Consider the following 22,378-nt stretch of genomic DNA (forward strand, 5'->3'; position numbering starts at 1 on the left):
TTATCTAAAATTGGGTTTGAGAGCTAGGTTTTAGAATTTCTCATCCTCTAGTAATACTCTGACTTAACTCTATGTTTTGGTTTTCATTTCTTTACGGTAGACTGAGTGAAACTGTTTAGGATAGAAAACTATGAAACAATTAAAAATGATTGGTGCCGTAGGTGGCGCAATCTCTCTCGCGCTATGTTGGCCGCTTGCTGTGGGTCAAATTGGGCATAATGTCATCAGCGATGGGATAGCAAAGCTCTCTTCCTCGGCTTTTCAGGCCGAGATTGTTAACTATGATCGCGGTTACCTTTCCTCTAACGTTCAAACACGTTATCAGATAATCGATGAGGGACTAAAGCAACAATTGGTAGCTGACGGCTTGCCAACTGAGTTCCTAGTTAATAGCAAGGTTGAGCATGGTCTTATGAGCTTAACGGCTCATTCATCATTAGTGGATACACCTGATTTTCCGTTAAGCTTAACCAGTACAACGCAACTTAATGGTAATACGCAATATTCCTTTGTATTAGATAGCTGGCATTATGCGACACAAGATGGCCAAATGGTGGTGTCGACTTCACCTGCAACATTAGAAGGGGAGGTCACTGTGCTAGGTGAAATATCCTACCAACTTGATGTTCCATCAGTCGAACTTGACTTTGCGAGTGGTGAGAAAATGGCGCTTTCTCAAGTGTCTGGTCAAGGTGCAGGTAAACAAGACAAAGGTTTTTGGTTGGGAGACCAGTCACTGGCTTTATCACGTTTGAGTGTTGTTGATGGGTTCGAAAACAGTGTGCTTGATGTGACTAATGCCACCTATAAATTCGACTCTTCAATCAATGGCGAACTTGCCCGCTTTAGCAGTAATCATGTTGTCGTGTTGGAAAAACTGCTTTCAAATGACGGTGAAGTGAATGATTTAAATATTGATTTCACCTTGGGTGACTTAGACAGTGAATCATTGGAAAAACTCACCACACTATACCAAAATAACCCTGCATTGTCGGAACAAGATATTCAGCAGGCCTTACCTTATATCGAGTCTTTATTTGCGAAAGGTTTCTACCTTTCTATGAATAAAATGGCGCTAAAAATCGCTAGTGGTGAGTTTGAATCAAAATGGAAAATCGCTGTACCGGAAGGAACCAATGATATATTGCAAGACCCAAGTATTATTTTGCCAGCGTTAGTGGGTAATGTTGATACTTTTATTTCGAATCAATTGGTCGAAGATTTTCCATTCATTAAACAAGGCATCGATGAACTTGTTATCATGGAAATGATGGTTCAAGAGGCTGATGGATATCGACTTCAAGCTGAAATTAAACAAGGAAATCTGGAGTTTAAAAACGGCAAGCAACTTCCACTGGTTGCCTTGTTGATGCCAGTAATGCTTGGTTAATGTCAGTAAAGTAATGCTTTTTCCCTATCAATAAAAAAAAGAGGTCACATGACCTCTTTTCTCGCTTTTTATCCTGTGCAAAAAGTGTTATTAATCACACTAATTGTCGATAGTAGGAGCAAGGACTTCATGGAACCAAATCAAACGGACACTGTTTATAATTTTAGTGCGGGCCCTGCGGGTTTGCCAAAAGCGGTAATGGAAAAAGCACAAGCTGAGTTTGTGAATTGGAATGAACTTGGCACGTCCGTGATGGAAATTAGCCACCGTAGCAAACCATTTATCAAAGTCGCTCAAGATGCGGAACAAGATCTACGCGATTTATTGAATATTCCTGATAATTATAAAGTCTTATTTTGCCAAGGTGGTGCACGAGCTCAGTTTGCCGCCGTGCCTCTTAATTTACTTGGTGACGCAACTAAAGCAACCTATATAGATGCTGGTTATTGGGCAGAAAGTGCGATTAACGAAGCGAGCAAATACTGCGAACCTGATGTGTTTAATGCCAAAATCACTAAAGATGGTAAGGCTGCTGTTATCCCTGCCTGTGATTGGGAAATTGACCCTGAATCCGCGTATGTTCATTTTTGTCCGAACGAAACGATAGATGGTATTGAAATCAATGATCTTCCTCAAACGGATAAGCCGATTGTGGCCGATATGTCTTCAACTATTCTTTCTCGTCAAATTGATGTGTCAAAATACGGTGTGATTTATGCGGGTGCACAAAAGAATATAGGCCCGGCAGGCATCTGTATTGTGATTGTGCGTGATGATCTTCTGGGATTGGCTAGCGATGTTTTACCGACGATTTTGAACTATAAAGTTCAGGCAGAACAAGACTCCATGTTCAATACACCACCGACATTTGCTTGGTATTTGTCAGGCTTGGTATTCAAATGGTTGAAAGAGCAGGGTGGTGTTCAAGCCATTGAATTGATTAACCATGAAAAAGCAGCCTTATTATATAACTGTATTGATGAGTCTCCATTTTATCGTAATGAGATCCACCCAGATAACCGTTCTCTAATGAATGTCCCTTTCCAATTAGCAAAACCAGAGCTGGATAGCGTATTTTTAGAGCAAGCAGAGGCACGCGGTTTAGCTTCACTAAAAGGTCACCGTGCGGTTGGTGGTATGCGTGCTTCTATCTACAATGCAATGTCATTGGAAGGGGTCCAAGCGCTGGTTGATTTTATGCACGAATTTGAAAAGCAATATGCATAAAAAATAATTGATATCACACCAAGAGCACATCATCTGCTGTGTGAGCAAAGGCTGTTGTGTTGATAAACGAAAGCCCACGAATATCGTGGGCTTTGTCATAGAGAGTCGAAGCTAAGTCTTACAGCTTATCTGTGAGTTCGATAGCTTGACCAATATAGTTTGCTGGCGTCATCTCTTTCAAGCGTGCTTTTTCAGCTTCTGGTAGCTCTAAGCCGTCAATGAAATTACGCATTGCTTCACCATCAACACGCTTACCACGTGTAAGTTCTTTAAGCTTCTCGTATGGCTTTTCAATACCATAGCGGCGCATCACAGTTTGGACTGGTTCTGCTAATACTTCCCAGTTTTTATCCAGTTCTGCCAATAGTGCATCACGGTTAACTTCGAGTTTACTAATGCCTTTTAGTGTTGATGTGTAGGCGATAATTGCATAGCCAACACCCACACCTAGGTTACGTAATACAGTCGAATCAGTTAGGTCACGCTGCCAGCGTGAGATAGGCAGTTTTTGAGCCAAATGACCGAATACCGCGTTAGCTAGACCAAGGTTACCTTCGGAGTTTTCAAAATCGATTGGGTTTACTTTATGCGGCATGGTTGAAGAACCGATTTCGCCAGCGATGGTTTTTTGCTTGAAATGACCCAGTGCAATATAGCCCCAAATATCACGATCGAAATCAATCAGAATGGTATTGAAACGAGCAACGGCATCGAACAATTCTGCAATGTAATCATGAGGTTCGATTTGTGTTGTATAAGGGTTCCACGTTACGCCCAAGCATTCAGTAATAAATTGTTCACTGAAATGATGCCAATCAACTTCAGGATAAGCTGATAGGTGAGCGTTATAGTTCCCCACTGCGCCATTCACTTTGGCTAAGATCTCAACATTAGCAATTTGCTTATATTGGCGCTCCATACGGTACGCTACGTTAGCCATCTCTTTCCCCATTGTACTAGGAGAAGCTGGCTGGCCGTGGGTACGAGAAAGTAACGGAATATCTCGGTACTCTTCTGCTAGCTTACGGATTGCATCAATGATGTTACGAATTTCAGGAAGAATAACGGTGTCACGTGCTTCTTTTAGCATTAACGCGTGAGAAGTATTGTTAATGTCTTCAGAGGTACAAGCAAAATGAATGAATTCGTTGACGGCGTGCAGCTCAGGCATCTCTGCCACTTTTTCTTTTAAGAAGTACTCTACAGCCTTAACATCATGGTTCGTCGTGCGTTCAATTTCTTTAATACGAGCAGCGTCTTCTTCACAGAAGTTTGCAGCAATATTATCGAGGAATTGATTCGCTTCTGCGCTGAATGCTGGTACTTCAGCGATTTCAGCGGTTGCTGAAAGCTTCTGTAGCCAACGTACTTCAACGATGGTGCGATATTTGAGGAGACCAAACTCACTAAAGATACTGCGTAACGCAATCGTTTTACTTCCGTAGCGGCCGTCTACCGGTGAAACAGCAGTCAAGGCTGACAGTTCCATGTTTTTCTCCTGAATTTGAGGTTAAGTATGAGAGTGAATTCTTTGCATTGAAGCTAGATACGCGCCAAAAGTATTTGTGCTTGTTCGATCATTTTCTTACGACCGAAAATCAAATGGCGACGTTTTCCTCCAACTTGGCGCCACAATACCGCGCAGCGGATCCCCGAAAGGAGCAGTGCTCGTACTTTGTGCTGAGTTGAAGTTTGTTGTAATACTGTAGGGGTGCCGGTGACTTGGATACGCGGCCCAATAGGGCTAATGACATCAAGATAAATACTGGCTATATTGCTGACCATCTGATCGTCTAACAAATCAAAATGTTCGATTTGACGTTCGGCGGTTTGGATCCGATCGCCAAGTTGTGACATTGCATCTCGGCGACCATCTAATTTACGTTCTAATGCCATTAGACTAATGATGTAACGAGTAAGCTCACTGCCAGAAGGCGTGCTATCGATACCTTTTACTAAGCACTCAAGGCCAACCTTAAGGTTAGCCTCAGAGCCAAAAACATCGAGAGTATTACTTGGGTTAGTGCTTAAAATAGCCGTTAGAGAAGTTTCAAACGCGTCTGAATCACAGTGACCATTTTTCGCGACTTGTTGCACTAAGGCAACCGCTTGGCAGATACCGGCAAATGCGATGGTACGGTCATAAATGGTGTTAGCCACGTAATTACTCCTAAATCAATTAAATGCGCTGTTCAATAATTCCACCACCAAGACAAACATCGTCTTTATAGAAAACGGCAGATTGACCCGGGGTGACGGCGACTTGAGGCTCGTCAAAAATAACTTTTATAGTGTCATCATCAATAGGGATGATAGTACATGCAATATCCGTTTGACGATAACGTGTTTTCACTGTGCAGCTCAATGGTTCCGTAATTGGCGTACGATCAACCCAGTGTAATTGTGATGCGATCAAACCTTGAGACTTAAGCAATGGGTGATCAGCACCTTGCACCGCGATAAGAACATTACGTTGCAGATCTTTCTCTGCGACATACCATGGGTCTTCATTACCACCGCCGCCTTTTTGGCCACCGATGTGCAACCCTTTACGCTGACCTAAAGTGTGATACATCAAACCTTGGTGCTCACCAATCACTTTACCTTCTGGCGTTTCAATTTTACCCGGCTGGGCAGGTAAATAGCGAGATAAGAAATCAGTAAATTTGCGTTCGCCAATAAAACAAATGCCAGTTGAATCTTTTTTCTTCGCAGTAATTAGATCTTGTCCTTCAGCAATACGGCGAACTTCAGGTTTTTCTAAATCACCAACAGGGAATAGGCTGCGTGCAACTTGTTCGTGACTTAACGTATAAAGGAAATAGCTCTGGTCTTTATTGTTGTCCAACCCACGTAACATTTGTGGTTTTTCATTGCCTTCAGGGAAGGTGCGACGCACGTAGTGACCCATAGCAATGTAATCGGCATCAAGCACTTCGTCGGCAAATTCTAGGAAGGCTTTAAACTTGATTTCTTTGTTACAAAGAATGTCTGGGTTAGGCGTACGCCCAGCTTTGTATTCAGCGAGGAAATACTCAAATACGTTATCCCAGTATTCTGCGGCAAAGTTAATCGTGTGCAGGTGGATACCTAGTTTGTCACAAACTGCCTGTGCGTCAGCGAGATCTTCTGCTGCCGTACAATATTCCTCATTGTCGTCTTCTTCCCAGTTCTTCATGAACAGGCCTTCAACTTGGTAACCTTGCTCTTTAAGAAGATACGCGGAAACTGAGGAATCAACACCACCGGACATGCCGACAATGACTTTCTTTTGGCTGTTTGCGCAGCGGTTATCTGACATTACTAAATACCACTAAATTGACTTGGATGCAGATTCTATCAGAAAGATTTTAGTGGGGACAGATCCGAGACTGCAATCACACTTCTATTACGCTTAATTGCTGTAGTTTCCACCAGTATTAAAGATAAATTAATTTTAGAGTTCTCTAATTGCCTATGGCATAGTGCATGAAATTCTCGATATTCTCTTATAGGGTTGGGTTTTCTGTGATGACTTACATCACTTGAAATGGCACATATGGTTTGCCAATAATTTCAACCTATTAGTTAGATTTATATAAGGCAGCAACATGCAAGATGAAAACCAAATAATGGATGACGCGATTCTGATTGAAACGGTTGAAAATCAACTCGCAGAAGGAAATCCAATCAAAGTAAAAGAGACATTAATGCGTCTGATGATGACAGGGAGTAGCCGAGAAGATGCGGTGGCATCGATAGCGTGTGCGCTAGCGATTGAAGTTTTCGATGTGATGAAAAATGAAGGTGAATTCAATTTGAAACGTTATTCTGAGCATTTGGATATGCTACCAGATCTCAGCTTCATGGAAGGTGAATAAAAATAACCATCAGCAAACGTTTGCTATAATCGACTTAGTTGCCGCGCAATTGGGTGCGCGGTAGAATCGCGCATCCTTCACCCCTTTACTCAGACTTACGTTATGAAATTTCCTGGTCAACGCAAATCCAAGCATTACTTTCCTGTTCACGCTCGCGATCCTCTTGTCATTCAATCACAAGAAAATAAGAAGATGTCGCGTACACATATTATTGGTATTGACCAAACCTTGGTCGATATAGAAGCGAAAGTAACAACAGACCTAATTGATAAATATGGGCTTAGTAAAGGGCACTCATTAGTTATTGATGATCAAAAAGCCGAAGCGCTTTATGTCGAGCTAAAAGAAAATAACTTAATTACGAATGAGTATGCCGGTGGCACTATAGGTAATACATTACACAATTATTCGGTGTTGGCCGATGATCGATCTACCTTATTAGGGGTCATGAGCCAGGATATAAAAATAGGCAGTTATGGATACCGTTATCTATGTAATACATCAAGTCGTATGGATTTGAATTATTTACAAGGTGTGGATGGCGCTATTGGTCGTTGTTTTGCGCTAATTACTGAAGATGGAGAGCGTACTTTTGCCATTAGCGAAGGGCAGATGAATCAACTTACCCCGGATAATGTGCCTGAAAAAATATTTCGTAGTGCTTCGGCATTAGTTATCACGGCGTATCTTGTGCGTTGTAAAAAGGGCGATCCGATGCCTGATGCAACAATGAAGGCGATTGAGTACGCCAAAAAATACGATGTACCAGTGGTATTAACACTAGGGACAAAATTTGTTATTCAAGACGACCCTCAATATTGGCAAGAATTTTTGCGTGATAATGTCACTGTCGTTGCCATGAACGAAGATGAAGCAGAGGCTTTAACTGGTGAAAGTGATCCGCTTGCTGCATCGAATAAAGCGTTAGATTGGGTTGATTTAGTATTGTGTACCGCAGGTCCTGTTGGGCTGTTTATGGCCGGTTATACAGAAGATTCAGCAAAACGAGAGACGTCATTGCCGCTATTGCCAGGTTCGATTCCTGAATTTAACCGTTACGAGTTTAGCCGCCCAGCATCAAAAATAAGCTGTGAAAACCCAATCCGTATTTATTCTCATATTGCACCTTATATGGGTGGCCCTGAAAAAATTAAAAACACGAATGGCGCCGGTGATGCGGCTTTATCGGCCTTATTGCATGATATGGCCGCCAATAAATATCACAAAGAGAATGTACCTAATTCAAGTAAGCACCAGAACGACTTTTTAACCTATTCATCATTTTCTCAAGTCTGTAAATATTCTAATCGTGCGAGCTATGAAGTGTTAGTGCAACATTCTCCACGTTTATCTCGTGGTTTGCCTGAACGCGAAGACAGTTTAGAAGAAGCATATTGGGAACGCTAATGTTCTTACAGATAATAAAAAGGCTCCGATAGGGAGCCTTTTTATTTAATTGATAATTAAATCTCAAATTCTTCTAGAGACTTACCTGCATCAAGTTGCTCTTGAATTGCAGAAGGTGTACGGCCTTGACCAGTCCACGTTTTTTCATTGCCGTTATTATCAACATATTTATATTTTGCAGGGCGAGGTGCGCGTTTACCTTGAGCTTTTACTTTGCCTTTTGTTTCACCAGAAAGTGCTGAAATTAATGCGCTAACATCAATACCATCTTTTGCAATTTGTTCTGCAATAGCTGCAAGTTTGGCTTCTTGTTCAGCGCGAGCTGAACGTTCTTCCTCTTCTGATTCTCTACGCTCTTGTACAACAATCGTTAATTTATCTAGAGCTTCTTCAAGTTGCTCAAGAGTTAGTTCACGAGAGAAAGCGCGTAGGCTACGGATATTTAGTAGAGTTTTTGTTAATTCAGACATGACTATTCCTATAAGATTTAATTTAGTCGACAAGGTAATAATAAACTGAGGAAATTTTTCTTACAATATTAAGTTCAGAATATTAATAAAAAACTTATTGGAAATTGTTTTTTACAAAAAATATGAAACTAACCAATGATTCTTCAGTTTCATACTTAAGTAGCAGGTATTACAAGATTATCAATGTTATTTTCAGTCGCTGATAAATTTGTTTTCTTATTATATCTTCGTGATATACCTTGCATCGACTTATGAAAATAGTGTCAACACTTGCTTATCAGTGTGATCTGAAATGATCCAATTTAAACTGGATCATCTGTTGCAATGAGTTTGTTGTTAAGTACAATGACAACCACCTAAAGCGAAGTAAGGAATGAATCGTTGTTAAAATGACTTAACAATGGTTTTTTGTACTTTCTTTGACGTAGAGGCGCGATAGGAATTAGTAACTTTTGCTGGGGTGATACCAATGAGCAGAAGTGAAAGGTTTTGTCGCCGAAGTGAGTGTGTATATTAAAACTACTCGCTGGGGTTGTATTCGAATAGGAACAACACTGCCATAGTCTATTATTTTGTTAAACTATGGAGCGCTACTGTAGGGTTGGGTGAAGTGTTCGCTTCCCTTTCGCTTAGTTCAACATTAATTGCGTTGAAATGATTTCTCGTAATTTGTCTGCAGTAGATCTCTGACCATTTACTTACTGGTTTTTGAAGATCATGAATTTAATCGATTTTGCATCATCTCCCTTATCGCTATTACCGCCATTAGTGGCGTTGAGTTTAGCCGTTATTACCCGCCGTGTTCTGGTGTCGCTTGGTGTCGGCATTTTGCTAGGCGCGTTACTACTCACCAATTACTCGGTAGTCGATGGTAGCAGCTACGTTGTAACTAAAGTAGCTAGTGTGTTTGTGGAAGATGGTGGTCTCAATACTTGGAATATGAGTATTGTCGGATTTTTACTCTTATTAGGCATGATGACAGCGTTGCTGACATTGTCTGGTGGTACCCGTGCTTTCGCTGAATGGGCGCAGGTACGAGTCAAAAGCAAACGCGGTTCAAAATTGCTTGCTGCATTTTTGGGTGTGTTTATTTTCGTTGACGACTATTTTAATAGCTTGGCAGTAGGCTCAATTTCTCGCCCTGTTACTGACCGTTTTTATGTCTCTCGTGCCAAGCTTGCTTATATTCTAGATTCAACTGCAGCACCGATGTGTGTTGTGATGCCAGCTTCGAGTTGGGGTGCTTATATCATGACTATCATTGGTGGCATTCTCGTTTCTCATGGTATCACTGAATATTCAGCGCTGGGTGCATACATCCGTCTAGTGCCAATGAATTTTTACGCTATTTTCGCTTTGCTGATGGTGTTTGCTGTGGTTTGGTTCCAGTTGGATGTTGGCCAAATGCGCAAACACGAAATGGAAGCTTCCCAAGGTCGTGGCTTTGATGATGACAATGATAGCCAGCAAGCTCATGATTTAAATGAAGAGCTAGACATCAAAGAAAGCGAACACGGCAAAGTTTCTGACCTTATTTTGCCAATTGTACTTCTTATTATTGCCACTATTTCAGCGATGTTATACACAGGTGGTCAATCATTGGCTGCCGATGGCAAAGCCTTTGACTTGTTTGGTGCATTTGAAAATACAGATGTAGGCACTTCGCTTATTTATGGCGGTTTAGTCGGCTTGGCAATGGCACTCTTTACTGTATTTAAGCAACAGTTACCAATGATTGATGTTGTGAAAACATTGTGGATTGGTGCTAAGTCTATGTTTGGTGCCATTCTAATTTTGGTTTTCGCTTGGACGATCGGTTCTGTAATTGGTGATATGAAGACTGGCGCTTACATGTCTTCACTTGTTCAAGGCAACATCAATCCTCACTGGTTGCCTGTTATTTTGTTTTTGCTTTCAGGTCTGATGGCATTCTCTACAGGTACCTCTTGGGGTACGTTTGGTATTATGTTACCGATAGCGGGTGACATGGCGGGAGCTACAGATATTGCGCTTATGCTACCTATGCTAAGTGCTGTACTTGCGGGTTCTGTGTTTGGTGACCACTGTTCACCGATTTCTGACACCACAATTTTGTCATCCACAGGTGCTCGTTGTAATCATATTGACCATGTATCCACACAGCTTCCTTACGCTTTAGCAACTGCCTTGGTTTCTTGTGTCGGTTTTGTCGTGTTAGGTATGACGGCGTCGGTACTGATCTCCTTTAGTGCCGCTTCGGTTGCCTTTGTGATTGTATGTTTAGTGCTTGCATCTTTATCTCGTTCAAAAATTACGAATTATGAAAATGCATAGTTTTTAATATGAAAAATTAATAAAGGGGAAGGTAAAACTTCCCTTTTTTAATGTGTTAACTAGTATTTTTACGAAAGATGAAAAAAAACCAAATTTTTGGTTGAAAAAACAGACTGGCTTAGTTAGTGTGGATGCAAGACAGTAAGCCAAACAAGGGCTCATAAGTATGCGTAATTTTGTAATGAACATTCATCACCATCATCACCCTAAATAATCTTTCGGGGAGGTGTACGCATACCCGGGAGGAAGGAAACTCTCGGTGGTTAAGTCAAAGCATTTAGATTAAAACCCTCGGGAGACCACAAATCTCCCGAGGGTTTTTTCATTTTCGGCTTAATTAAAATTCAAATAAATTCAATAAATTGTACATAGGGAAATCGTCATGCAAACACAACGCTTAAGAATCGCAATCCAGAAAAAAGGTCGCTTGAGTAAAGAGTGCCAAGACTTACTGAAAAAATGTGGTGTGAAATTTAACATCATGGGTGAGCGTTTAGTGGTTCACTCAATGAATATGCCAATTGATTTGTTACTTGTACGTGATGACGATATTCCAGGATTGGTAATGGACGGTGTCGTTGATCTGGGTTTTATCGGTGAAAACGAATTAGAAGAGGTTCGTTTAGAGCGTCTATCACAAAACAAGCCAAGCGAATTTGTACCACTACGTCGCCTTGATTTTGGTGGTTGTCGTTTATCTATTGCGATTAACAAAGATGAGCAATATAACGGTCCTCAAGATTTAGCCGGCAAACGCATTGCCACGACTTACCCGCAGCTTCTGAAAGCCTATATGGACAAGCAGGGCATTGATTTCAGTACCTGTGTGCTAACAGGCTCAGTTGAAGTTGCCCCTCGTGCTGGTTTGGCTGACGCGATTGCAGACTTGGTTTCAACTGGTGCAACATTAGAAGCTAATGGTCTTAAAGAAGCCGAGGTGATTTTCCAATCCAAAGCGACACTTATTCAACGTCAAGGTGAATTCACGGAAGACAAACAAGCACTGATCGCACGTTTACTGACGCGTATGCAAGGCGTGATTCAAGCCAAAGAATCGAAATACATCATGCTACATGCTCCTGTTGATCAATTAGAAGCAATCAAAGATCTTCTTCCTGGCGCTGAGGACCCGACGGTTCTTCCTCTGTCTGCTGAGAAAAATCGCGTGGCAGTTCATGTCGTGAGCACTGAGAATTTATTTTGGGAAACGATGGAGCGTCTTAAAGCGCTAGGTGCAAGCTCCATTCTAGTGCTACCTATCGATAAGATGATGGAGTAACCACGATGAGAACAGTTGTTTGGCAATCATTGAGTGAAACTCAACAAGATTCGATTTTGGAGCGTCCAGCCATTGCCGAAGGTGTAAACATTACCGCTGCAGTGAATGAGGTGATCGCTAAAGTGAAAGCCGACGGGGATGCGGCATTATTGGAGCTAACAGAGAAGTTTGACCGTGTAAAACCGAGCTCAATTCGAGTGTCGAGCGAAGAGATAGACGCGGCTTCAGAGCGCTTGTCTGACAAAATGAAGCAAGCATTAGAGCAGGCTTATGCCAATATTGCTAAGTTTCACAAAGCGCAGCGCCCACAGCCCATCAAAGTCGAAACGCAACCCGGTGTTGTCTGTGAGCAAGTAACGCGTCCTATCAATACTGTCGGATTATACATTCCAGGTGGCAGCGCACCACTTCCTTCTACGGTTTTGATGCTGGGCGTTCCTGCTCAAATCGCAGGTTGTCGAAAAGTCGTGCTTTGTTCACCGCCACCGATTGCGGATGAGATCCTCTATGTTGCTAAGTTATGCAATATCGATGAAGTGTATAACGTTGGTGGCGGTCAAGCGATTGCAGCAATGGCCTATGGAACGGAGTCGGTCTCTAAAGTAGACAAAATATTCGGCCCCGGTAATGCTTACGTGACAGAAGCAAAGCGCCAAGTGAGTAATGATCTTCGTGGTGCAGCCATTGATATGCCTGCGGGTCCTTCAGAAGTGCTTGTAATTGCTGATGAAACGGCCGATGCCGATTTTATTGCCGCAGATTTACTTAGCCAAGCCGAGCATGGTCCCGACTCTCAAGTGGTACTGGTAACGCCATCGCCAGTAATCGCAGACCAAGTCACCGATGCGGTACAAAAGCAGCTAAAAGAGCTGTCACGTGCTGCTATCGCAGAAAAGGCGCTTGCTTCAAGTTTGATCATAATTGCCGAATCATTAACTCAAGCGGTTTCTATCTCTAACTATTACGGTCCTGAGCACTTAATTGTTCAAACACGTAACCCGCGTGAGTTGTTGCCATTACTTGATAATGCCGGCTCAATTTTCTTAGGTGATTGGTCGCCAGAATCGGCAGGTGATTACGCCTCAGGTACAAACCATGTGCTGCCAACCTACGGCTATACACGCACTTATTCTAGCCTTGGTTTGGCCGACTTTAGTAAGCGAATGACAGTGCAAGAACTTAGCGCTGATGGGCTTCAACTGCTTGCACCAACGGTTGTAACGATGGCTGAAGCTGAAGGTTTGGATGCCCATAAACGTGCGGTAACCATTCGAGTTGAAAAATTGCAGAAGGTGAAATGATCATGGAAAAACTGGCTCGTAAACAGATTCAGGCATTAAAACCTTACCTGTCAGCTCGCCGTATTGGTGGCACAGGAGATGTTTGGCTTAACGCTAATGAATCTCCATTCAATAATGAATACAAAACAGACTTCGCACGCTTGAATCGTTATAGCGATTGCCAACCTAAAGCAATGATTGACGCTTATGCGGCTTATGCGGGAGTAAAACCTGAACAAGTACTCACTTCACGTGGTGCTGATGAAGGTATCGAGCTGTTGATCCGCGCTTTTTGTGAACCTAACGAAGACGCGATTTTATACTGTCCACCGACTTACGGTATGTATGCTATCAGCGCAGAGACCATTGGTGTCGAGCGTAAAGTTGTCCCTTTGACAGACGAGTGGCAGCTTGACTTGGATGCGATTACTGCCAATTTGGATAATGTGAAGCTCGTTTTTGTTTGTAGTCCAAATAACCCAACTGGTAATTTGGTTGAGCGTAACGACATCATTTCGCTATTGGAGATGACAAAAGATCGCGCCATTGTGGTGATGGATGAAGCATATATTGATTTTTGTCCAGAGGCATCGACCGTTGATCTATTAGCGAAATATCCGAATTTGGCAATTTTGCGCACCTTATCTAAAGCATTTGCACTGGCTGGATTGCGTTGTGGTTTTACCTTAGCCAATAAAGAATTGATCGACGTATTACAAAAAGTGATTGCTCCTTACCCTGTGCCAGTTCCTGTCGCTGAAATAGCGATTCAGGCACTGTCTGAAGCTGGTCTTGCTCGCGCTAAATTCCAAGTATTGGATCTCAATGCGAATCGTGCATATCTACAGGCTGGTTTGTATATGGTGCCTAATTTGACCGTCTATGAAGGTTGGGGCAACTATTTACTGGTGAAATTCCCAGACGGTGATGCGCTATTTAAAGCCGCCTGGGAACACGGGATTATCTTGCGAAATTCGCCGATCCAAGACTGCGTCAGAATCAGTGTGGGTAATCGAGAAGAGTGTGAAAAAACGCTCGCGTTTATTCGTAATTATTACCAATAACCTATTGGGTATAACTAGTCGCCACTTTGTATAAAAACACGTTGCGACAGAGAAATAATAAACAATAAGCCTATGGCGATGAATAAAACGTTATAGGTCAATAGAAAAGGATATTCCCGTGAGCAAGCAGCAAAAAATTCTCTTCATTGATCGAGATGGCACCTTAATTGTTGAGCCGCCGGTCGACTTTCAAGTGGATCGCTTAGACAAACTCAAATTCGAACCTTATGTCATCCCAAGTCTACTGGCTCTGCAAGAGGCAGGGTATAGACTGGTAATGGTGACAAACCAAGACGGGTTAGGTACCGATAGCTACCCGCAGGATGATTTTGATGCACCACATAATATGATGATGGATGTGTTTGAATCACAAGGCGTTAAATTTGATGATGTGTTGATCTGTCCACATTTCGAAAAAGATAACTGCACTTGTCGTAAGCCTAAATTGGGTATGGTGAAAGAATACCTGCAAGCGGGTAAGGTAGATTTTCAACAATCAGTTGTGATTGGCGACCGCACCACGGATCTTCAACTTGCTGAAAATATGGCGATTCGTGGCATTCAATATCACCCGCAAACCATGGGCTGGCGTGAGATTCTAAAAGCGTTAACGGTCAACGCTCGCACTGCGGAAGTAGTACGTACTACCAAGGAAACTGACATTAAGGTCGCGGTGAATTTGGATGAAAGTGGTAACAACAAAATTGAAACCGGATTGGGCTTTTTTGACCATATGCTTGATCAAATAGCAACTCACGGTGGCTTCCAACTTAAGTTGAGTGTTAATGGTGATCTACACATCGATGATCACCACACGGTTGAAGATACCGCTTTGGCGCTAGGACAAGCCTTAAAAGATGCGCTAGGTGACAAACGTGGAATTGGTCGTTTTGGTTTCTCATTACCGATGGATGAATGTTTGGCACAGTGTGCGCTCGATCTGTCAGGGCGTCCTTACCTTAAATTTGATGCAACATTTAGTCGTGAACAAGTCGGGGACCTATCTACAGAAATGGTGTATCACTTTTTCCGCTCACTGACGGACACTTTAGCGTGCACACTGCATCTCTCTTCAACTGGTGAGAATGACCACCACATTATTGAAAGCTTGTTTAAAGCCTTTGGCCGTACGTTACGCCAAGCGATTAGAGTAGAAGGCAATGAACTTCCTAGCAGTAAAGGGGTGCTTTAATGTCGTTAGCCAGTGAAAAACAAAAAGTTGTTATCATCGATACGGGATGCGCCAATGTCTCTTCGGTTAAGTTTGCTATTGAACGTTTAGGTTACCCTGTCACCATATCAAAGCAACCAAGTGTAGTGCTAGCCGCAGACAAACTCTTTTTGCCAGGGGTGGGAACAGCAAGCGAAGCGATGAAAAACTTGCAAGAGCGAGACTTGATCGCTTTGGTTAAGCAAGTTGACAAGCCGTTACTCGGCATCTGTTTGGGGATGCAACTGTTAGGCAAATTATCCGAAGAAAAAGGTCAAAAAGCCAATGAGATAGTGGAATGCTTAGGTTTGTGTGATGGTGAAGTTCGCTTAATGGATACCGGAGATTTACCGCTGCCACATATGGGGTGGAATACGGTCAGCGCCAAAGCTGGGCACCCGCTGTTTAAAGGTATCGAAGAGGATGAGTATTTCTACTTCGTACACAGTTTTGCTATGCCAGTTGGTGAGTACACCATTGCAGCATGTGAATACGGCAAGCCTTTTACTGCCGCACTGCAAAGCGGTAACTATTATGGCGTGCAATTTCATCCAGAACGCTCATCAAAAGCAGGTTCAACGTTGATTAAGAACTTCTTGGAATTATAAAGGGAATTACACATGATTATTCCAGCATTAGATTTAATTGAAGGCCAAGTCGTTCGCTTGTTTCAAGGCGATTATGGTCAAGTCACCGAATATAAGGTCGACCCCGCAGAGCAATTTAACCTCTACCACCAAGCTGGAGCCAACTGGCTGCACCTTGTCGATTTGACTGGAGCAAAAGACACGTCAGCACGTCAGCTTGATCTGATTGCCAAATTACTTGCAAGCACTCCTGCCAATATCCAAATTGGTGGTGGAGTAAGAAATGAGCAAGATGTGGTTGATTTATTAGCCGCGGGAGCGCAACGCGTCGTGGTTGGTTCCACCGCAGTAAAACAACCTGAATTGGTCAAAGGTTGGATGGAAAAATATGGCGCAGAAAAAATTGTGCTAGCGCTTGATATCAACATTGATCAAAACGGTACACGTAAAGTGGCCATTTCAGGTTGGCAAGAAGATTCAGGTGTAACGATTGAAGCCCTGATCGATGATTATCTGACGGTGGGTTTGACACACGTATTGTGTACCGATATCTCCCGTGATGGCACGTTAACTGGCTCAAATGTTGAGTTGTATGTAGATTTGTGCAAGCAATACCCACAAGTGCAATTCCAATCATCGGGTGGTATCGGCAGTTTGGCCGATATTGAAGCGCTAAAAGGTAGCGGCGTTGCTGGTGTGATCGTCGGTAGAGCCTTACTCGATGGCAAGTTCACCGCAGAGGAGGCATTCGCATGTTGGCAAAACGCATAATCCCTTGTTTGGATGTTCGTGATGGACAAGTGGTGAAAGGGGTTCAGTTTCGCAACCACGAAATTATTGGTGATATCGTACCGCTAGCTAAACGGTATGCCGAAGAAGGCGCAGACGAGTTGGTATTTTATGATATTACCGCCTCAAGTGATGGTCGAGTCGTTGATAAAAGTTGGGTTGCACGCGTTGCTGAAGTGATTGATATTCCATTTTGTGTGGCTGGTGGTATTAAGTCGGCTGAAGATGCCGCTCGTATTTTAGAGTTTGGTGCTGATAAGGTTTCCATCAATTCCCCAGCATTAGCTAACCCACAGCTTATCACCGATTTAGCTGATAAATTTGGCGTGCAGTGCATTGTAGTCGGCATCGATTCTTACTTCGATAAAGAAACTGGTAAGTACCAGGTTTACCAATTTACTGGCGATGAAGCTCGCACCAAAGCAACAAAGTGGGAAACCCGAGATTGGGTACAAGAAGTACAAAACCGTGGTGCAGGTGAAATCGTGTTGAACATGATGAACCAAGATGGTGTGCGTAATGGCTATGATTTAGAGCAATTACAGATGGTGCGTGAAGTGTGTCGCGTACCTTTGATAGCATCGGGTGGTGCTGGTGCTATGGAGCATTTTGCGCAAGCTTATCAGCAAACCAATGTCGACGGTGCGCTCGCGGCATCAGTATTCCATAAGCAGATCATCAACATTGGTGAATTGAAGCAGTATTTGAAAGCAGAAGGTGTAGAGGTAAGACGATGAGTTTTGAAGTATCGAGTGCAGTAGCACTTTCTGAACGTATTGATTGGGACAAAGTCGAAGGCTTAGTACCGGCTATAGTGCAAGACTTTCAGTCTAGCCAAGTATTGATGATGGGTTACATGAACCAGGAGGCGCTGCAAAAAACCGCGCAAACAGGGCAGGTGACCTTCTTCTCACGAACTAAACAGCGCCTTTGGACCAAAGGTGAAACTTCAGGCAATGTATTGCAACTGAAGAATATGGCTCTTGATTGCGATAACGATACGCTGCTGGTGAAAGTGGATCCTATTGGGCCAACGTGCCACACCGGTACGACAACCTGCTGGGATGCGGACACACAAGAAGAGTCACAAATGGTGTGGCTTCATCAACTTGAGCAGCTATTGGCTGCCCGCAGGAGTGCTGACCCAGACTCCTCTTATACTGCCAGCCTTTACGCTCGTGGAACCAAGCGTATTTCGCAGAAAGTGGGCGAAGAAGGTGTTGAAGTTGCGCTTGCGGCGACGTCGGGCGATAAGGCGGAATTAGTGTGTGAATCAGCAGATTTGCTCTATCACTTGTTAGTACTACTGCAAGACCAAGGATTATCGCTCAGTGATGTGATAAATAAGCTTAAAGAACGCCATAAATAACGAATTAAAGCCTCTTATGATAAGAGGCTTCATTTTTTGTTGTTAGTCCTAAACCACCTACTTCAGTAGGTGGTTATCATTTGAAAAGTTTTATAGAGTAATTTCTTTCCATTCGCCGGGCTGTAAATCGCCCAAGGTCATTTCTCCCAGTGAATAGCGAATGAGCCGCAAAGTCGGAAAGCCAATATTGGCGGTCATTCGCCTTACTTGACGGTTTCTGCCTTCAATTATGGTGATAGCAAGCCATGTAGTAGGGATATTAGCGCGAAAACGAACTGGAGGATTACGCTCCCAAAGCTGCGGCTGTTCTATGACTTCCACAACAGCGGGGAGGGTCATCCCATCTTTTAGCTCTACACCATTGCGCAGTTTATCTAAGTCAGCTTGCAGAGGCTCTCCTTCCACTTGTACCCAGTATGTCTTTGGCGATTTCGATTGCGGCTGGGTTAATTTAGCCTGCAAGATCCCATCATTGGTTAAAACCATTAATCCCTCGCTGTCTCTATCTAATCGCCCGGCGGCATAGACATCTTTAACTGGGATGAAATCAGCGAGTGTTTTTCGACCTTCGCCATCGGTAAACTGGCTCAAGGTATCGTAAGGTTTGTTGAAGATAATGATTTTGCGTTCGGAAATTGAAACACGTTTTTTAGTGTGATCTGCGGGTGCTTTTGCAGCCGTTGGACGCCTTTTTTGCTGGCCACGCTGTTTTAAATTAGAAGAACGAGAAGATCGAGATGAAGAGGCGAAATCACTGCGCAAGCGGGATGACATGTTAACTACCTTGCAAAAATGTAAATGAACTGTGTTTGAAAGTTTTCTGAACTTTGGATTTAGGCTATCATTTGCGCGCCAAAAAAGCGGATTGATGCACAAGATAATAGACTATTATCTCCGTTTTGTTTAATTATACTGAAGTCACTCGATTTTCATTTGGTTATTATTGTCAATGAGTGAAGCGGAGACTTTCACTCAGCGAGCAAATCGAATCATGCTCAACGAAATTCGATGCAATATTCAAAAGAGTAACACGATCGTGATCTAGCTGTGTGGATGCACTACCAGTTAGACGCAGACATTCATACAGCGTTATTTTATCCAGTAACGCTGTGAGTAAAAAATAGGGAAATTTCATGCCTACAGAAAAGCCTACAATTATCTATACCATTACTGACGAAGCACCAGCATTAGCAACGTATTCATTATTGCCGATTATTCAATCTTTTACCGCATCGTCAGGCATCAATGTTGATACTCGAGATATCTCACTGGCAGGGCGTATCATTGCTAGCTTCCCTGAGCATTTAAAAGAAGAACAGCGTATTGGCGATGCATTGGCTGAGCTAGGCGAACTGGCGACCAAGCCAGAAGCAAATATTATTAAGTTGCCAAACATTTCAGCATCAGTACCTCAACTCAAAGCGGCGATTAAAGAACTGCAGGCGAAAGGGTACGCTCTGCCAAATTATCCTGAAGAGCCAAGTACTTACGAAGAAGAAGCCATTAAAGCAACTTACGATAAAATTAAAGGCAGTGCAGTAAACCCAGTGTTGCGTGAAGGCAACTCAGACCGTCGTGCGCCACTTTCAGTAAAAAATTACGCTAAGAAAAACCCACATTCGATGGGAGCTTGGTCTGCGCAATCTAAGTCGCATGTTTCAAGCATGGAAGAAAAAGATTTCTTTGGTACAGAGAAGTCGGTCACCATCAAGGGTGATACGCAAGTTAAGATCGAGTTTGTTGGTAATGATGGTACAACTAAAGTTCTAAAGAAAGACTTTGCACTGTTAGATAAAGAAATTATTGATGCTTCAGTGTTAAGCAAAACCGCCTTGGTTGAGTTTTTTGAGAAAGAAATTGCAACAGCTAAACAGCAAGATGTATTGCTTTCTTTGCATATGAAAGCAACCATGATGAAAGTGTCTGATCCGGTTATTTTTGGTCATGCGGTTAAAGTTTACTACCAAGACGTATTTGCAAAATATGGTGATCTTTTTGACAGCTTAGGCGTGGATGTAAACAATGGTTTAGGTGATGTTTACGCGAAAATCCAATCCCTTCCTCAAGCACAGAAAGAAGAAATTGAAGCGGCAATTGAGGCCGTTTACGCAACACAGCCACCGCTTGCGATGGTAGATTCTGATCGTGGTATTACCAACTTGCACGTACCAAGCGATATTATTGTCGATGCTTCTATGCCTGCTATGTTGCGTTCTTCAGGTCAAATGTGGGGACCAGACGGTAAGCAAAAAGATACTAAAGCGATGATTCCAGACCGCTGCTATGCAGGTGTTTATCAAACCGTCATTGATTTTTGTAAGCAGCATGGCGCGTTTGATCCAACGACCATGGGCAGTGTGCCAAACGTTGGTTTGATGGCTCAAAAAGCAGAAGAATACGGTTCTCATGATAAGACCTTTATTCTTGATGCCGCAGGTTCTGTACGCGTAGTGGATACTTCAGGTAAGGTTTTACTTGAACAAAGTGTAGAAGAGGGTGATATCTTCCGCATGTGTCAGGTTAAAGATGCACCGATTCAAGATTGGGTGAAATTGGCAGTGACTCGTGCCCGTGCGACGGGAGTTCCAGCTATTTTCTGGCTTGATGAGCAGCGTGCACACGATCGTGAGCTAATTAAAAAAGTAAAACTTTACCTAGCTGACCACGATACATCAGGCTTAGATATTCAAATTTTGTCACCTGTAGAAGCAACACAGTTTACGCTTGTGCGCCTTAAAGAGGGCAAGGATACCATCTCTGTAACCGGTAATGTGTTGCGCGATTACTTAACGGATCTTTTCCCGATTCTAGAGTTAGGAACATCAGCAAAAATGTTGTCTATCGTTCCTTTAATGAACGGTGGTGGCTTATTTGAAACAGGCGCTGGTGGTTCTGCTCCAAAACACGTACAGCAAGTGGAAAAAGAGAACCATTTACGCTGGGATTCCTTGGGTGAGTTCTTAGCATTAGCGGCTTCTTTAGAGCATTTGGGTATCGTAACTGGTAATGCAAAAGCAAAAGTTCTTGCTGACGCTCTAGATAAAGCGACAGGTAAATTTCTAGATATGAATAAGTCGCCTTCTCGCAGAGTGCGCGAGTTAGATAACCGCGGTAGCCACTATTATTTGGCGACTTACTGGGCGGAGGCTTTGGCTCAGCAAAGCGATGATGCTGAATTAGCAGCAGAATTTGCTCCAGTTGCGGAGAAGCTGGTGGCAAACGAACAAGCGATTATTGCTGAGCTAAACGAAGCTCAGGGTATCGCGGGTGACCTTGGTGGTTATTATTTGCCAGTGTTTGAAAAAGCGTCGGCCTTAATGCGTCCAAGTAAAACGTTGAATGACATTATTGGTGCATAACGCGAATCCACAATCAACAAAACCCGCCAGTTGGCGGGTTTTTTAATCAAATACACGTATTGGCAGCGATTATTTTGCGAGTTGACCTTCAATGGGAACAACAGCGCTAGCGTGATATCCTTTAGGGCCTTCTTCAACTTCATAAGAAACTTGTTGCCCCGCTTTAAGCGTGCGATAGCCTTCCATTTGAATTGTTGAGTAATGAGCAAAAATATCGGAATCTTCACCTTCTGGGCAGATAAACCCAAATCCTTTTGCGTTGTTAAACCATTTAACTGTACCTGTAGCCATGCTTTACATCCTTAATTGCATTTTAGTTACTGATGTTATTGACGAGACACCTATCCAAAAAATGTGACTCTATCAGTGAATATCAATTCAGACGCTGCCAAATTTTTAGTCACTAATTGACCAATGTAGCCAATGATTTCGCTCAGTCAATAGGCAAAATGTATAATATTCGACATATTTGCAAACAAATCACTTTTAAGCATTACATTTCCGTAACGAACAAAAGCAGGGTAAGTCCATAAATTTTTAATATAGATGCTGTATTTCTGCTGTAATTTTAGCCAATTACATCTAGGCTCGATCTGAATAGCAATGTTTTATTTGCAGCGATACAATTGCTGCATTAGTCTTTAACTAAGGGTTGTTTTTCAACTGTGTCGAAAACATTTACTGATGTGAACGGCAAAACAGTTACTGAGAGGCACAACGGTTACACTATGCAGAGAACACTCTAAGTAGAGAAACACTCTAAATGCGGTCATC

General features: G+C 42.8%; 20 protein-coding genes, 1 riboswitch and 1 other annotated feature. Of the genes, 14 read left to right on the plus strand and 6 right to left on the minus strand.

Annotated elements, in window-relative coordinates; genetic code table 11:
• Positions 1 to 130: 130 nt before the first annotated feature.
• The gene (locus EYW48_RS07630; protein ID WP_176313202.1) at positions 131 to 1,390 is read left to right on the plus strand and encodes a DUF945 family protein; all 1,260 of its coding nucleotides are present in this window, start codon (positions 131 to 133) and stop codon (positions 1,388 to 1,390) included.
• 129 nt (positions 1,391 to 1,519) lie between these two features.
• Complete coding sequence (gene serC / locus EYW48_RS07635; RefSeq protein WP_176246472.1) at positions 1,520 to 2,617, plus strand: 3-phosphoserine/phosphohydroxythreonine transaminase; 1,098 nt, start codon at positions 1,520 to 1,522, stop codon at positions 2,615 to 2,617.
• Between the two features lie 118 nt (positions 2,618 to 2,735).
• On the opposite strand, the gene purB is transcribed toward serC, so the two are convergent.
• The 3 genes from purB to mnmA are packed head-to-tail and all read right to left on the minus strand — an operon-like array spanning position 2,736 to position 5,918.
• Positions 2,736 to 4,106 (minus strand): adenylosuccinate lyase, encoded by a 1,371-nt coding sequence (gene purB / locus EYW48_RS07640; protein WP_053310007.1) that lies wholly within the window; start codon positions 4,104 to 4,106, stop codon positions 2,736 to 2,738.
• 53 nt (positions 4,107 to 4,159) lie between these two features.
• Positions 4,160 to 4,777, minus strand: a complete 618-nt coding sequence (hflD, locus tag EYW48_RS07645; RefSeq protein WP_053310006.1) for a high frequency lysogenization protein HflD — start codon at positions 4,775 to 4,777, stop codon at positions 4,160 to 4,162.
• A 19-nt stretch (positions 4,778 to 4,796) separates the two neighbouring features.
• A complete protein-coding gene (mnmA, locus tag EYW48_RS07650; protein ID WP_277432205.1) occupies positions 4,797 to 5,918 on the minus strand; it encodes a tRNA 2-thiouridine(34) synthase MnmA in 1,122 nt (373 codons plus the stop codon).
• Positions 5,919 to 6,207: 289 nt separating this feature from the next.
• Between mnmA and EYW48_RS07655 the strand changes: the two genes are divergently transcribed.
• Together EYW48_RS07655 and EYW48_RS07660 are read left to right on the plus strand one after the other, a co-directional pair.
• Entirely contained in the window at positions 6,208 to 6,477 is a 270-nt protein-coding gene (locus EYW48_RS07655) for a hypothetical protein (protein ID WP_168786740.1), read from the plus strand.
• 102 nt (positions 6,478 to 6,579) lie between these two features.
• Positions 6,580 to 7,884, plus strand: a complete 1,305-nt coding sequence (locus EYW48_RS07660; protein ID WP_053310003.1) for an inosine/guanosine kinase — start codon at positions 6,580 to 6,582, stop codon at positions 7,882 to 7,884.
• 56 nt (positions 7,885 to 7,940) lie between these two features.
• On the opposite strand, the gene EYW48_RS07665 is transcribed toward EYW48_RS07660, so the two are convergent.
• Entirely contained in the window at positions 7,941 to 8,354 is a 414-nt protein-coding gene (locus EYW48_RS07665) for an H-NS family nucleoid-associated regulatory protein (protein WP_053310002.1), read from the minus strand.
• 417 nt (positions 8,355 to 8,771) lie between these two features.
• Positions 8,772 to 8,955, plus strand: a riboswitch (Lysine riboswitch).
• A gap of 116 nt (positions 8,956 to 9,071) precedes the next feature.
• Between EYW48_RS07665 and EYW48_RS07670 the strand changes: the two genes are divergently transcribed.
• The 9 genes from EYW48_RS07670 (at position 9,072) to hisIE (ending at position 18,245) form a co-directional block, all read left to right on the plus strand.
• Positions 9,072 to 10,667 (plus strand): Na+/H+ antiporter NhaC family protein, encoded by a 1,596-nt coding sequence (locus EYW48_RS07670; protein WP_176312076.1) that lies wholly within the window; start codon positions 9,072 to 9,074, stop codon positions 10,665 to 10,667.
• Between the two features lie 189 nt (positions 10,668 to 10,856).
• Positions 10,857 to 10,993, plus strand: a sequence feature (His leader region).
• Positions 10,994 to 11,049: 56 nt separating this feature from the next.
• On the plus strand, positions 11,050 to 11,946 hold the full coding sequence (gene hisG / locus EYW48_RS07675; protein ID WP_053310000.1) for an ATP phosphoribosyltransferase: 897 nt from the start codon (positions 11,050 to 11,052) through the stop codon (positions 11,944 to 11,946).
• A gap of 5 nt (positions 11,947 to 11,951) precedes the next feature.
• The gene (gene hisD, locus EYW48_RS07680; protein ID WP_277432206.1) at positions 11,952 to 13,247 is read left to right on the plus strand and encodes a histidinol dehydrogenase; all 1,296 of its coding nucleotides are present in this window, start codon (positions 11,952 to 11,954) and stop codon (positions 13,245 to 13,247) included.
• 2 nt (positions 13,248 to 13,249) lie between these two features.
• A complete protein-coding gene (gene hisC, locus EYW48_RS07685; RefSeq protein ID WP_053309998.1) occupies positions 13,250 to 14,290 on the plus strand; it encodes a histidinol-phosphate transaminase in 1,041 nt (346 codons plus the stop codon).
• Between the two features lie 118 nt (positions 14,291 to 14,408).
• Positions 14,409 to 15,482 carry a bifunctional histidinol-phosphatase/imidazoleglycerol-phosphate dehydratase HisB gene (gene hisB / locus EYW48_RS07690; protein WP_053309997.1) on the plus strand — a complete coding sequence of 358 codons (1,074 nt, stop codon included), beginning with the start codon at positions 14,409 to 14,411 and terminating at the stop codon, positions 15,480 to 15,482.
• Positions 15,482 to 16,108, plus strand: coding sequence for an imidazole glycerol phosphate synthase subunit HisH (gene hisH / locus EYW48_RS07695; RefSeq protein ID WP_171980012.1), 627 nt, complete (start codon positions 15,482 to 15,484; stop codon positions 16,106 to 16,108). Before hisB ends, hisH begins: the two co-directional genes overlap by 1 nt.
• A 12-nt stretch (positions 16,109 to 16,120) precedes the next feature.
• Positions 16,121 to 16,858: a 1-(5-phosphoribosyl)-5-[(5-phosphoribosylamino)methylideneamino]imidazole-4-carboxamide isomerase gene (gene hisA / locus EYW48_RS07700; protein ID WP_168780609.1), complete on the plus strand. Its 738-nt coding sequence runs from the start codon at positions 16,121 to 16,123 to the stop codon at positions 16,856 to 16,858.
• Positions 16,840 to 17,613 (plus strand): imidazole glycerol phosphate synthase subunit HisF, encoded by a 774-nt coding sequence (gene hisF / locus EYW48_RS07705; RefSeq protein WP_053309994.1) that lies wholly within the window; start codon positions 16,840 to 16,842, stop codon positions 17,611 to 17,613. The genes hisA and hisF overlap by 19 nt, the downstream gene beginning before the upstream one ends.
• Positions 17,610 to 18,245, plus strand: coding sequence for a bifunctional phosphoribosyl-AMP cyclohydrolase/phosphoribosyl-ATP diphosphatase HisIE (hisIE, locus tag EYW48_RS07710; RefSeq protein ID WP_176246670.1), 636 nt, complete (start codon positions 17,610 to 17,612; stop codon positions 18,243 to 18,245). The genes hisF and hisIE overlap by 4 nt, the downstream gene beginning before the upstream one ends.
• Positions 18,246 to 18,335: 90 nt before the next feature.
• Here the strand turns inward: hisIE and EYW48_RS07715 are convergent, their stop codons facing one another.
• Positions 18,336 to 19,019 (minus strand): pseudouridine synthase, encoded by a 684-nt coding sequence (locus tag EYW48_RS07715; RefSeq protein ID WP_176313200.1) that lies wholly within the window; start codon positions 19,017 to 19,019, stop codon positions 18,336 to 18,338.
• Between the two features lie 359 nt (positions 19,020 to 19,378).
• On the opposite strand from EYW48_RS07715, the gene EYW48_RS07720 reads away from it, so the two are divergent.
• On the plus strand, positions 19,379 to 21,604 hold the full coding sequence (locus EYW48_RS07720; RefSeq protein WP_053309991.1) for an NADP-dependent isocitrate dehydrogenase: 2,226 nt from the start codon (positions 19,379 to 19,381) through the stop codon (positions 21,602 to 21,604).
• Positions 21,605 to 21,673: 69 nt separating this feature from the next.
• On the opposite strand, the gene cspD is transcribed toward EYW48_RS07720, so the two are convergent.
• The gene (cspD, locus tag EYW48_RS07725; RefSeq protein WP_053309990.1) at positions 21,674 to 21,895 is read right to left on the minus strand and encodes a cold shock domain-containing protein CspD; all 222 of its coding nucleotides are present in this window, start codon (positions 21,893 to 21,895) and stop codon (positions 21,674 to 21,676) included.
• Between the last annotated feature and the right edge of the window lie 483 nt (positions 21,896 to 22,378).

It is taken from the genome of Vibrio sp. 1180_3 (assembly GCF_029478545.1).
Lineage (GTDB): Bacteria > Pseudomonadota > Gammaproteobacteria > Enterobacterales > Vibrionaceae > Vibrio > Vibrio aestuarianus.

Excerpts from the sequence above, each read along its gene's own strand:
- EYW48_RS07630 (WP_176313202.1), top strand. The coding sequence starts at position 131 with ATGAAACAATTAAAAATGATTGGTGCCGTAGGTGGCGCAATCTCTCTC.
- serC (WP_176246472.1), top strand. The coding sequence starts at position 1,520 with ATGGAACCAAATCAAACGGACACTGTTTATAATTTTAGTGCGGGCCCT.
- purB (WP_053310007.1), bottom strand. The coding sequence starts at position 4,106 with ATGGAACTGTCAGCCTTGACTGCTGTTTCACCGGTAGACGGCCGCTAC.
- mnmA (WP_277432205.1), bottom strand. The coding sequence starts at position 5,918 with ATGTCAGATAACCGCTGCGCAAACAGCCAAAAGAAAGTCATTGTCGGC.
- EYW48_RS07655 (WP_168786740.1), top strand. The coding sequence starts at position 6,208 with ATGCAAGATGAAAACCAAATAATGGATGACGCGATTCTGATTGAAACG.
- EYW48_RS07660 (WP_053310003.1), top strand. The coding sequence starts at position 6,580 with ATGAAATTTCCTGGTCAACGCAAATCCAAGCATTACTTTCCTGTTCAC.
- EYW48_RS07665 (WP_053310002.1), bottom strand. The coding sequence starts at position 8,354 with ATGTCTGAATTAACAAAAACTCTACTAAATATCCGTAGCCTACGCGCT.
- EYW48_RS07670 (WP_176312076.1), top strand. The coding sequence starts at position 9,072 with ATGAATTTAATCGATTTTGCATCATCTCCCTTATCGCTATTACCGCCA.
- hisG (WP_053310000.1), top strand. The coding sequence starts at position 11,050 with ATGCAAACACAACGCTTAAGAATCGCAATCCAGAAAAAAGGTCGCTTG.
- hisD (WP_277432206.1), top strand. The coding sequence starts at position 11,952 with ATGAGAACAGTTGTTTGGCAATCATTGAGTGAAACTCAACAAGATTCG.
- hisC (WP_053309998.1), top strand. The coding sequence starts at position 13,250 with ATGGAAAAACTGGCTCGTAAACAGATTCAGGCATTAAAACCTTACCTG.
- hisH (WP_171980012.1), top strand. The coding sequence starts at position 15,482 with ATGTCGTTAGCCAGTGAAAAACAAAAAGTTGTTATCATCGATACGGGA.
- hisA (WP_168780609.1), top strand. The coding sequence starts at position 16,121 with ATGATTATTCCAGCATTAGATTTAATTGAAGGCCAAGTCGTTCGCTTG.
- hisF (WP_053309994.1), top strand. The coding sequence starts at position 16,840 with ATGTTGGCAAAACGCATAATCCCTTGTTTGGATGTTCGTGATGGACAA.
- hisIE (WP_176246670.1), top strand. The coding sequence starts at position 17,610 with ATGAGTTTTGAAGTATCGAGTGCAGTAGCACTTTCTGAACGTATTGAT.
- EYW48_RS07715 (WP_176313200.1), bottom strand. The coding sequence starts at position 19,019 with ATGTCATCCCGCTTGCGCAGTGATTTCGCCTCTTCATCTCGATCTTCT.
- EYW48_RS07720 (WP_053309991.1), top strand. The coding sequence starts at position 19,379 with ATGCCTACAGAAAAGCCTACAATTATCTATACCATTACTGACGAAGCA.
- cspD (WP_053309990.1), bottom strand. The coding sequence starts at position 21,895 with ATGGCTACAGGTACAGTTAAATGGTTTAACAACGCAAAAGGATTTGGG.